The following is an 11,726-nucleotide window of genomic DNA, read 5'->3' as shown; positions in this document are numbered from 1 at the left end:
GTTCTTATATTCAACATATAGAGTTTTTTGTGAATGGGCTAGGGGGGTGAAACCATCGTTTATCCAGCATCAAAGGGATTTAATATATCGATTTTTATGAATTGTCGATGAAATCTCGTAGGAAGTACATCAAGCTATCAATCCTGGTTAATCTATTAATTAGGAAGGCTGTGATTTTACGGAAAATACCAATTTTTCTTCCTTTAATATATCCGTGCTTTAAGGGTTGATTTTGTTTCCCAATATTTGGTGAAAGCGTCATACTTATTTTTATTGATAAATATCAGCCAATTGGCTGATATTTTGGTCTTAAAAAAACAGTAAAACTACGGAGATATCCGTTCAAACACTTCAGTGATGACCGGTGTAGACGATCGATGAATGCGTTTTGCACTGAGAAGCCAGATTAAACTTTATGTTTAATACTGTGCGTAGATTAGTGGAATTTAGATATTATTGCGATCCACTGTCCGCAGATATCTGTAGATTTTGCGGATAGTGGCTACAGATGCTTTGAGGGAAAATACTGGGAAAACTCCAAGGATTACTTGTGAAAGCTACAGCCATAAAAAGTTTTATACTTAGAAACTAAGTGCTTTCGCTGTTTTTACGAGGATTGATTCGAAGGAGTGAAAAATAACAATATATTTTGCATCAGCTTTCTATGGAGCACTAAGTGGATGGGGCCATAGCTTTGTTCTATTGAGTTTTGTTGGAGTTGCTGCTCCTCGATAGACTGTTATCTGCAAAGTTAAGTCTTGGTAGCGCAGTTCACAGACTGGTGCATTCATGAAGTGAGCGGCAGCGTTGTTTCTTTATGATGTGTCAGTAATCTAGCTTAATTTCAAGGTCTGAGGAACAAACCGATGTGCTGTGATTTCTAAAGATATAACTTTGTTGATGATAGGCTTCTTGATGCATAAGAGGAGGATAAAGGTAGCGGAGATTTTATTCTTGCTAAGGAAATAGCGTTGTGGCTACTGAAAGGCTTTAGCCGTAGCCGTGATCGGCCTCAATCTGGGTCAGTAAAGTGATGCTAAATCAATAGTTGTAGAGTTTGATAACAGCTGATCGTTTTGATGATTGGTTTGAAATAACACATTTTTTTAGGATAAAGATATATGTCACAAGAGATGCTGGAGGCTGCTGTCAGCGCAGTTAGGATCGGACAGTTTGAGGAAGGTATTCATGTATTGGAGTGCATTGCGTCTGAAGTGCGTCCACCGGATAAGTTATATTACTCGGCCAATATTTGGTTGGTAAGAGCCTACAAAGAGAGTGGTCAGTTACCCGCTGCGATTAGACTATGCCGCCAGCTGGCAACAAGCTCCCACCCTAAAGTACAAGTTTGGGCTCAGCAAGCACTTCCGATTTTACGGCAACCAGCTAAGGGGGCTAGACGTTTAGGGTCTTTCTAGCGATGTAAACAAGGTTAGACTGCCAGTAGCTCTATATTTGCGCTGTCCACATTCCCCGACCTAAATCAAGGTTTAAGGAGGTAAACTGGGCTAACGTCTGATTTAGGGATGGAGCCAAGGGCTGTCATGTATTTGTTGTCGGTTACCCTCACTAATTTTAAGACTCATCGCGATCGCAACTTTGAGTTTCAGCTGGGTACCAATGCTATTTGTGGGGTTAATGGTGCTGGTAAAACCAGCATTTTAGAGGCGATTGCTTGGACATTATTTAACCACCGGGGCAGCTATAAGCAAGAAGATTTGATTCGTAACGGCAGCGGTAGTGCCCAAGCTAGGGTCGCTTTTGTCTCCAGCTACGATAGTCGTACCTATGAGGTAGAGCGCTGCACCAGCCGAGGCTATACCATTTTTGATCCCCAGCTGGGAGAGCGTTTGCCCTATAGTCGCATCAAGGATGAGGTGGAACCTTGGCTGGTGCAGCATTTGGGGGTGCCCATGGGCACGGATTTAGGACAGCTATTTGCCAATACGATTGGGGTGCCCCAGGGTACCTTTACCGCTGACTTTTTGTTGAGCCCTGAAAAGCGTAAGCCTATTTTTGACAGCGTTCTTAAAGTAGAAGAATATCGACGAGTCCACAAAGATTCCAACAGCTTACGCCGACATGCAGAGGCTCAGATTGATCTCCTTAAAACCCAGCTGCAGCACTATGAAGAACAGCTGCAGACTTGGGAGACCTTGGAGATACGGCAGGCTAGTATTGTTCAGGAGATCACCACTAGCGAACAACAGCTAACAAGTCTGCAAGAAACCCTGGAAAAACTACAGACAGCTAAGGCGTCTCTAACTATCAAAGTACAAGAAATACAATCCTTGCAGCAGCAACAGCAGCAGTTAGGACTGCAGTTAGAGGCTAAACGCCAGGCCCTGCAATTACTCGAGCAGGCACGGTTGCGATCGCAACAAGCAACTAAACTGTGTCAGGTCCATACGGATGCCCATCGTTGCTATCTGAACGTCGAAAACACCTTAAAAATACTGACGCAGCAAGATAAAAAGCGTCAACAGCTGTTGCAACAACAGCAGGCCCAGCAGCGTAGTCTAGATCAGCAAGCCAGCCTTCTTGCCCGTTTCCAAGTGCAGCTTGAGCAGCGTGATCGTCTACAAAAACAGATTGCAGAGCTAGCGACTCCATGTGAGCAACAAGAGGCGTTGGATACTAACCTGCGCAACCTGAGGCAGCAACAACAGGGGCTCACTAAGCTGCAGGTGCATCGTCAGAGTGGTCAAGATAGTCTGGCTAGACTGCAGCGTGACCTGCAACAGGTGGAAACTGACTTGAAAGCCCTAGAGGCTTTGCAAAGCAGCGTTGAAACGATTCCCACTCTAGAACAACAGCAACAGCGTTGGCAGCAGCAGCTCAGTCGTGTCGAAGCCGCACAACAGTTTGAGGCAGAGTTAGAGCAGCTAGTCACTAGTCACCGCACCCAAGCTACTGACTATACCCAGCAAGCAGCCATGGCCCTTGATGCTTTGGGAGATTTGCAGGAGAGTCTACCGCTATTGTCCAGTGATGTCATCGCTCAGTTGAAAGCTGCGATCGCAACCGGACAAACCCTCAGTCAAACCACATTGTCATCTTTAGAGAGTATTCTGGGCGATCTTTTAGAGCAAATAGATACGACACAGCTCAAACACAATCTCAAGACCGTACAAGGAAAGCTCACCATAGCCTATGGCCATCAGGCACAGCTCAGTCATCGGCATCAGCTGCAGCAAAAACAAACTGAACTCATCACTCAGCAGCAACGGCTCCAGGCCGAGATTGTTCAGCTGGATCAGCAGCTAACCCAGGCTGACTCTTTAGAGCGGCACTTGAGCGGGTTAGAGAAAGCTATAGCGGCTTTGGGCGATCCTAAAAGCCGCTGCCAAGTGCTGCAAGAGCAGCTGCAGGCTATGGCTAATATCGAGACCGAGTACGAACGTCTGCAAGTCCAGCGGCAAACGTTGGCAGATACCTTGAGCGCACTAACAGAACAGATTGCCAGCTTTACCGATCTGGATACAGAAATCTCACAGCAGCAGCAGCTACGGCAGGATAATCAGGCGGGCTATCTGATTTATATTCAGAATGAAAAAGATGCTCAGCAATTAGAACGGCTCACGACCGAGCTGACTGCCACGGCTCAGGTGATTGCAGATTTAACTCAGCAGCATGACAGGCTGGCTACTGAGCACAGCCAGCTAGCTGATGATTGTGATCCTGACGCATTACCGGCACTCGAGCAGCGATATGCCGAGGTGAAATCCCAGTGCGATCGCATCACTGGCAGTCTGCCTCAGCAGCGTAAACTTCAGTCTGAACTCACTAATCAGCTGGAGTCTCTACGACAGGTCGCCAAAAAACGAGAGCAAGCCCAGACCGAGCTTAAACAAAAAGAACGGGTCAAGCGTTTTATTAACTTTGCCCGCAAAGCCTATAAAGCAGCCGGTCCTCGCATCACCGAGCGCTATGTTCAGGGCATCTCACAAGAGGCCGATCGACTCTTGCGGGAGTTGTTGAATCGTCCGAACGTAGCGCTAGAGTGGACTCGCGACTATGAAATCATTGTGCAAGAAGGGGGTAACAGGCGGCGCTTTATTAATCTTTCGGGTGGAGAGCAAATGTGTGCTGCTCTGGCCGTGCGCTTGGCCCTGCTCAAGGTACTGGCTGATATAGACATCGCCTTCTTTGATGAGCCCACCACTAATATGGACCGCCCTCGCCGTGAAAGTCTTGCTGAAGCTATCGGTCGCCTCAAGACTTTCAAACAGCTGTTTGTCATCAGCCATGACGATACCTTTGAGAAGGTCACGGAGAACGTCATTGTTGTAGAGCGCGATGAGTAGTTAAAGGAGCCGAAGAAATGATCGGTTCACTATATCAATAATCGCGACTTGAGTGCCCCATGGACAGGCTTGGACTAATCTTCCAAAGCATATGCCTGAGAGCCAATCAGCACAGCACCAATCCAGCCTACGATCACAAATCCTAATACGATAGCCATTTTTAAAGTCCTCTTTAAGCGGTTATGTAATTCACTGCCTAAAGTAAAAGACAGCTAGTTTATAAGCGACAGGGTTTTAACCCCGTTGACTTAACAATACATAACATTGTTAAGAAATGTCAACCGCCGTTAGATGAAATTATTTTGAGGATCGATAACGCTAGGTTATGGGTCCGGTGAAGCAGTCTGCTCTAAGGCTGGGGGGTTACCTGGTGCTTGATTAGCTCAAATAAGGCTCGCATACCCATGGCGTCTCCCCCTTCAGGTCGCCCTGGTAAGCTCCGCAGGTTGTAGGCCATGAAGTCTACATGGATCCAATGAGTATTGGGCTGGATGAACTCCTGTAAAAATAATGCGGCTGTGATCGCACCTCCATAGGAGCCGCCAGCGATATTGTTGATATCGGCCACGGGGCTATCTAGCATGGAGCGATAGGCATGATGCAATGGCAGATTCCAGAGGAGGTCGTCCCAGGTGCGACTGGCGTTGAGTAGGGCTGCCGTGGTGGCGTCATGATTACAGAAAAAGGCAGGCAGCTCTGTGCCGAGAGCAACGCGGGCCGCTCCGGTGAGTGTGGCACAGTCAATTAATAGGTTGGGCTCCTCACTGCTAGCTTCCCACAGCGCATCGGCTAGAACTAAACGTCCTTCGGCGTCGGTGTTACCGATCTCGACGGTGGTGCCCTTGCGGGAGGTCAAAATATCCAGCGGTCTTAGGGCATTACCGGCAATGCTATTTTCAACGGCGGCTATGAGCACCCTCAGGTGCACTGGCAGATCCATGGCCATGATCATTTGAGCCAGGCCTAATACCTGGGCTGCACCACCCATATCTTTTTTCATAAGACGCATGCCGGTGGCTGATTTGACATCGAGGCCGCCACTATCAAAGCAAACACCTTTACCCACCAGGGTTACCTGGGGGGCATCTGTACTGCCCCAGTGGATGTCTATGAGCCGTGGTGCGCGGGTGCTGGCTTTGCCCACGGCGTAGATCATCGGATAGTTTTCGATGACTAAATCGCCGCCAGCGATGACTTTGACGGTAGCGTCATAGCGCTCGGCTAAACTGCGGCTTGTTTCTTCGAGCTGCTCGGGACCCATGTTGTTGGCCGGGGTGGTGACGAGATCTCGGACAAGATAGGTGGCTTCGGTAGCCGCTGTAACATAATCCATATCTACGCCGTCTGACGGCTGTAGGGTGGCCAGTAGACCGGCTTTATTTAACTTATAGCGATCAAAACTGTAGCTGCCTAACTGCCAGCCGAGGTAGAGTTTGGTAGCTTCGCGGTTAGAAAAGGTATCAGCGAGGGTGTAGCTACCTGCTGGTAAGAGTTTGGGGAGTTCCGCCAGGGTCCATGTGTCTAGGGTATCGGGTTCCCCTACTAATACCTTAGCGATTTTGCCTGTGACGTCAGGTACTAGGCAAACGGTACCTGCTTTGCCCGAAAACCCAGATGTTTGACACCAGTTGCTGCTATCAGAGTGTTTGATCTGAAGCTGCTCTGCGTTGACTAGGTAAATTGCGATCGCATCTGCCAAGGGGGAACCTCCACGTGTTCAAAGACACTTGCTCAAACGAATTTAGTGTGCACTATAGCCGTCAACAACTGTGTAGCAGCTGACGTTATTCCAAGATTTACACCTTAAAATCATCCACCTTTACGGACGCTCAAACAAAGAACGTTTTTTTTCTACAGACCTACAGGCAAAGCAGCCTTCCAGGTGATCGTTGACAAGTCCCATCGCCTGCATAAATGCGTAGGCTGTCGTCGGTCCTACAAAAGACCAGCCGCGTTTTTTTAAGTCCTTGCTTAGGGCCGTAGATTCAGCTGTTTTACTCAGCTGAGACAGGGTGGCATAGTCGCACCGTTCGGGCCGCGCTGCTGGCTCATACTGCCAAAAGTAAGAAGCTAGGGACCCATACTCATCTACCAAATCACAGGCACGCTGAGCATTGTTGATGGTGGACTCGATTTTGCGGCGATGGCGAACGATGCCAGCATTTTGCAGTAGACGCTCGACATCGGTTTCGGTATAACGGGCCACCGCTTCAAACTGAAAGTGCTCAAAAGCGGCTCGAAAATTATCCCGTTTGCGTAAAATTGTTAGCCAGCTCAACCCCGCTTGAAAGCCTTCTAAGCAGATTTTTTCAAATAGCTGGATGTCGTCTGCCACTGGGTGGCCCCATTCATGATCGTGATACACCAAATATTCGGCATCCTCACCGGGCCACCAGCAACGTACTTGCCCATCAGCACCTGCAATCAAACCGTCAGTCAAACCGGCGTCCACTAGATAGCTATGGTTTGACTACATAGTCACCAGCGATATCCTCAATCCTGCCTTGGGCGGCTAAGGCTTGATAAATCATGGCAGCAACCTCAGCCCGAGTTGCGGGTTGATTGGGATTAAGAGCATCCAAACTAGGATAGTTGACGACAATACCTGACTGGGTTGCGGCGGCCATTTTCCCAATGGCCCAATCAGGAATCTCAGCTGCGTCGGTGTACCGGGTGACAACGGCTTGCGAATTTTCTGGAGTCGTAGAATTTATCCCTGTCACCAGTGCGGTCAGGACCTGAGCACGGGGTACAGGCAAGGCTGGCTGAAACGTTTCGTCAGGAAAGCCATTCATAAAGCCACTTTGAACCGCTTTGTTGATAGGCTCGACGGCCCAATAATCAGGTGCGATATCAGAAAATGCGATCGCGTCTTCCTTGGCCTCTGGCGGAAAAGCCTCAGCAATGGCACTGGCTAGCTGGGCACGGCTAACAGGCTGATCAGGGGCAAATGTTTCCTCAGAAAGGCCACTTATCACGAGGCGCTCACTGAGGGCATCAATGTAGGGTTTAGCCCAGTAATCATCGGGAACATCTTGAAACTGCAGGGCCTCACGACTGGCTTCCAACGGGATCTGTGTAGTGGGTACAGCGGCTACGTTGGGATCTTTTGACGAGGCTTCTGGCGATGGTGCGTCTGTTGATGGTTCTGTGGCTGGCTGCGCGTTTTGTTGAGCCGGAGACTGGGGGGAGCCTGGAGTGGTTGCACTAGCTGCAGGTACGTCAGCTTGGCTGTCTGACTGACTTGAGGAACGCTGGCCAGGAAGCGTGCTGGTTTGACCGGCTGCTTTTCCTGAGCGCCCTAAGTCTCCGAGTATGTCATTATTAGCCCCTGCAATGCCTAAGGCCTCTGCAGAGCCAAAGCCGATTTCCCCATCACTGCCCTCAGAATCAATGCCTATATTGAGGTCGTCGGATAGATCTAACTGACTCTCACTACCTAGACCACCCACTAAAGGAGGCGCTCCGTCTAGATTAAATAGTCCTGCTGTGCCAAATAAGTTGACACCTGATCGAGTCAACCCCCAGAACAATACGCTACCCAATGTTAAAAAAGCTACAAACAACGCAATCAGCTCGTCATAGCTTAGTGAACGACGATCGCGCCTACTGGTATTTGGGTCAGACGGAATTTGTGACACAGCAGACTCCTAACACCTATATGAGACTAACAAAAACATATTTCCCATATAAAGATAAAGCAGAAAGGAATACAATTAAGAGTTATTACTTACATTTCTCAATTATTCTTTCTACTAGGCTTTTACGTAGGTGTTTAGTTTCTTTTCGCTAAGGTGTGTCCCTAGCGGGCCACTGCTTTTAAGGCTGACCCATGATTTCGCGATTCCAAAAGCTTGATTCACGACTGACGCTGGCAGGCTCTGTTCAGCATCTGGTTATGGCTGCGTTGCCTGTGCTGAGTTTGAGTGGCTGTTTGGCTATGGCTTCACAGCTATCGTCTCTGCGGCCTGTGTCCGCCTTGGTGCCCCATATTATGGTTAGGGCTGTGGCTGCCGATGCGTTGATTGAGCAAGTGCAGAAGCGTTTGGCTCCGGGCCATCCTTTAGAAACAGAAACCATATCCGTGGGTGGTCTAGGGCCAGTGAGGCTAGGCATGACGATTCAAGAAGCGGCCAATGCTGCCCAAGTGAGCTTTGTCGTGGCTCCGCTAACGCAATCGCCAGAATGCAAGTACTATCTGCCGGAGGTCTTCAACCCGGAGAAGGCTATGCCTACTGCTCCAATTGATGGCATTGGTCTGATGGTGGTTAACGATCAGGTGATCCGGATTGATATTTGGCCCGATAGCTCAGTTAAAACGATCAGCGGTCTAGGAATTGGCTCAACTCGCGCAGAGGTCGAAGCGGCCTATGATGCCAAGATTGAGGTGACTCCCCGTCCCTACACGAAGGGTAATTATCTAACGCTGACACCGGATGCATCTGGTAGCAATCTGTATAGCCTTGTCTTTGAAACGGATGACTCGGATCGGGTGACTCAATTTCGCGCAGGACAGCTACCAGCGGTGACTTGGACCGAGGGCTGTTCTTGAGCTGTGTTGGGTCTAACCTTGATACACTCATGGGACTGTTTCTCGCCTTCTTGAGCCACCATGGTGAATCGGCTAGCTCAAAGCCCCAGCCTTTATTTACGTAAACATGCCCATAATCCCATTGATTGGTGGCCGTGGTGTGATGAGGGGTTAGCAACAGCACGGCGTGAAGATAAGCCGATTTTTTTGTCTGTGGGTTATTCCAGCTGTCACTGGTGCACGGTGATGGAGGGAGAGGCGTTTTCGGATAGTGCGATCGCAACCTACCTCAACGCCAATTTTCTACCGATTAAAGTCGATCGCGAAGAGCGTCCTGACCTAGATAGCATCTATATGCAAGCCTTACAAATGCTTGTAGGGCAAGGCGGCTGGCCCCTCAACATATTTCTCTCACCTGACGATCTCGTCCCGTTTTACGGCGGCACCTATTTCCCCGTTGAGCCGCGCTACGGTCGTCCTGGATTTCTGCAGCTGCTACAGCTTTTGCGCAACCTCTACGACACCGATAAGCCCAAAGTCGGTGCTGTCAAATCCCAAATTTTAGAAACGCTGCAGCAGTCTACGTTGCTCCCCGCAGACGATAACCTCAGTAACGAGCTTTTGATAAAGGGACTGACAGCTAGCGCTAAAATCCTCATTCCATCAGGGCAGGGCACCAGCTTTCCCATGATTCCCTATGCCCTCAGCGCGCTGAGGGCCGTTCGTTTAGTTGAGCCCACCGATACCCTAAACCCTGAGCAAATCTGTCTACGCCGAGGCTTAGATCTAGCCCTAGGCGGCATCTATGACCATGTGGCCGGAGGCTTTCATCGCTATACCGTTGACCCCACCTGGACTGTGCCTCACTTTGAGAAAATGCTCTACGACAATGGTTTGATCATGGAGTACCTGGCCGAACTTTGGAGTCAAGGCCATCAGGAACCTGCCTTTGAGAGAGCGATTGCCGGTACAGTGCAATGGCTGAAGCGAGAAATGTGGGCTGGCTATTTCTACGCAGCCCAAGATGCCGATAGTTTTACGACTCCTGATGAGGCTGAACCAGAAGAAGGCGCATTTTATGTGTGGCGTGAAGCCGAGCTGCGAGAACTCTTGTCAGATTCGGAATTTTCTGACCTGAGTAATGACTTTTTGATCTCAGTTGATGGCAATTTTGAAGGCAACATCGTACTCCAGCGCAGACAACCTGGACAGCTTCAGCCCGAGACAGAGTCTGCTCTGAAAAAGCTATTTGCCGTTCGTTATGGACAGCCTGAACTAGACACATTTGCCCCAGCGGTTGATGCCGAAGCTGCCAAAAACACAGCCTGGCCAGGACGTATTCCCCCGGTGACAGATACTAAGATGATCGTTGCCTGGAATAGCCTGATGATTTCTGGTTTAGCTCGCGCGGCAGCGGTCCTTGGCCAAGCTGATTACCTGGATTTAGCCACCCAAGCCGCAACGTTTATCTTAGATAACCAGTGGGTAAACGGCCGCTTTCACCGGCTTAACTATAATGGCACCCCTGCTGTTGTTGCCCAGTCAGAAGACTATGCACTATTTATCAAAGCATTGTTAGATATTCAGCAAGCAAGCCTAGCCTTTGTAGATTCAGCCGACACATCAATAGACTGGTTGACACAGGCTACAAAAATTCAGGCCGAGTTTGACCAGTGGCTATGGAGTGACGCTGCCAGTGGCTATTACAACACTGCAAGTGATGCGAGCGATAGCCTGCTAATACGCGAACGCAGCTATCAAGACAGTGCTACACCTGCGGCTAATGGTGTGGCCATTGCCAACTTGCTGCGACTGGTATTGCTGACAGAAAATTTGGCCTATTTGGATCGTGCAGAACATGCTCTAAAGTCTTTTAGTGTTGTAATGGAGCAGGCAACACGAGCTTGTCCCACTTTATTGCAAAGTTTAGACTGGTATCGTCATCATACGTTGGTACAAACATCGGCTGCTCACGTAGCTAGTCTTTTACCCCAGTACTTGCCGACAGGGGTGATATCTGCCAGGGCTGATCTGCCAGACCAGATAGTAGGCTTAGTCTGTCAGGGAGTAACCTGCCAGGAGCCAGCGGCCACCTATGACCAGTTAATAGAGCAACTGGGTGCTAGCCAACAAAGGGCATAGGAGATTGATAACGCCTGGAAAATGCTCAGAGCATGGGATTCTCATCTATCGGATAGCCACGGGTTCTCCTGAAATTAAAGAGTAAGGGGGAATTTGGTCCTGGTTACTCCTACCAAATCTTGGATAGTAACCAGGAATAACGGTTGTCTATTTAGGGAGATACAACAAGCACGACTATAACCAAGATAATTGCAATAAAGATCGCACCAGGTAGATCACCAGATGACTTGGTTGATTGTGGCTTTTCTAGATCGCGATAATACTCGCACACAAGACACCTAAACTTTGTATTCACTTGTAATAGGCTGTGTCCGTTGCATTTAGGACAGTCATGGAGAGAGAAAAAGTCTGATTGTAAAAGCCTTTCAGAAGATTTTGACATTGTCTGATTCTGAGTCGTTCGGTATATTGTTGAAATCCTAGTGACGACAATCTTGCTATATGCCTTGAATTAAAAGCGTTAGATTCTGTCGTCCAACGACTTGAACAACATCTTTTGGGGAGAAATTGAGATTGCCCTTAATGGCATGGGCTTTCCAGAAACTAGCTTTGTAACGTACTCGCCATTCCTTACCGGGTTCTAAGATATCTTCAATCACAGCCTCATGCTCTGATTGTTCGTCGTCTAACCAAGGCAGATAGATGGGGGCTGGAGCGAGATGGTTGGCTTGAAAGAATCCACAGTTGTTAACAAACATGGTATGAGCCTCCAAAATGTGGCATGGCTCAACCATAAAACCCGAAAA

Annotated in this window: 8 protein-coding genes; 4 read left to right on the top strand and 4 right to left on the bottom strand. The window is 48.8% G+C overall.

From position 1 onward, the window contains the following. The first annotated feature begins 1,121 nt into the window (after positions 1 to 1,121). Together IQ260_RS01600 and IQ260_RS01595 are read left to right on the top strand one after the other, a co-directional pair. Positions 1,122 to 1,418, top strand: a complete 297-nt coding sequence (locus IQ260_RS01600) for a hypothetical protein (protein WP_193990216.1) — start codon at positions 1,122 to 1,124, stop codon at positions 1,416 to 1,418. 108 nt (positions 1,419 to 1,526) lie between these two features. Further along, positions 1,527 to 4,307, top strand: a complete 2,781-nt coding sequence (locus tag IQ260_RS01595; RefSeq protein WP_228015355.1) for an AAA family ATPase — start codon at positions 1,527 to 1,529, stop codon at positions 4,305 to 4,307. A 349-nt stretch (positions 4,308 to 4,656) separates the two neighbouring features. Here the strand turns inward: IQ260_RS01595 and IQ260_RS01590 are convergent, their stop codons facing one another. From IQ260_RS01590 to IQ260_RS31610, 3 genes are all read right to left on the bottom strand, one after another. After that, entirely contained in the window at positions 4,657 to 6,006 is a 1,350-nt protein-coding gene (locus IQ260_RS01590; protein WP_193990212.1) for a leucyl aminopeptidase family protein, read from the bottom strand. Positions 6,007 to 6,126: 120 nt separating this feature from the next. Next, complete coding sequence (locus IQ260_RS01585; RefSeq protein ID WP_193990210.1) at positions 6,127 to 6,747, bottom strand: DNA-3-methyladenine glycosylase I; 621 nt, start codon at positions 6,745 to 6,747, stop codon at positions 6,127 to 6,129. A 19-nt stretch (positions 6,748 to 6,766) separates the two neighbouring features. After that, entirely contained in the window at positions 6,767 to 7,948 is a 1,182-nt protein-coding gene (locus IQ260_RS31610) for an S-layer homology domain-containing protein (protein ID WP_193990208.1), read from the bottom strand. Positions 7,949 to 8,139: 191 nt separating this feature from the next. Between IQ260_RS31610 and IQ260_RS01575 the strand changes: the two genes are divergently transcribed. Both IQ260_RS01575 and IQ260_RS01570 read left to right on the top strand, forming a co-directional pair. Next, complete coding sequence (locus tag IQ260_RS01575) at positions 8,140 to 8,859, top strand: hypothetical protein (RefSeq protein WP_193990206.1); 720 nt, start codon at positions 8,140 to 8,142, stop codon at positions 8,857 to 8,859. 60 nt (positions 8,860 to 8,919) lie between these two features. Then, positions 8,920 to 10,980, top strand: a complete 2,061-nt coding sequence (locus IQ260_RS01570; protein ID WP_193990204.1) for a thioredoxin domain-containing protein — start codon at positions 8,920 to 8,922, stop codon at positions 10,978 to 10,980. A gap of 437 nt (positions 10,981 to 11,417) precedes the next feature. On the opposite strand, the gene IQ260_RS01565 is transcribed toward IQ260_RS01570, so the two are convergent. Next, entirely contained in the window at positions 11,418 to 11,678 is a 261-nt protein-coding gene (locus IQ260_RS01565; RefSeq protein WP_193990202.1) for a hypothetical protein, read from the bottom strand. Between the last annotated feature and the right edge of the window lie 48 nt (positions 11,679 to 11,726).

The sequence above is a fragment of the Leptolyngbya cf. ectocarpi LEGE 11479 genome (assembly GCF_015207065.1).
Taxonomy (GTDB): Bacteria; Cyanobacteriota; Cyanobacteriia; order Phormidesmidales; family Phormidesmidaceae; genus Leptothoe; species Leptothoe ectocarpi.
Note: the sequence above shows the minus strand (reverse complement) of the source record. Positions and strands in the feature narration are given on the sequence as shown.

Bases quoted from the DNA above. Each gene is read 5' to 3' on its own strand.
- IQ260_RS01570 (WP_193990204.1), top strand. From the start codon at position 8,920: ATGGTGAATCGGCTAGCTCAAAGCCCCAGCCTTTATTTACGTAAACAT.
- IQ260_RS01575 (WP_193990206.1), top strand. From the start codon at position 8,140: ATGATTTCGCGATTCCAAAAGCTTGATTCACGACTGACGCTGGCAGGC.
- IQ260_RS01595 (WP_228015355.1), top strand. From the start codon at position 1,527: ATGGAGCCAAGGGCTGTCATGTATTTGTTGTCGGTTACCCTCACTAAT.
- IQ260_RS01600 (WP_193990216.1), top strand. From the start codon at position 1,122: ATGTCACAAGAGATGCTGGAGGCTGCTGTCAGCGCAGTTAGGATCGGA.
- IQ260_RS01565 (WP_193990202.1), bottom strand. From the start codon at position 11,678: ATGTTTGTTAACAACTGTGGATTCTTTCAAGCCAACCATCTCGCTCCA.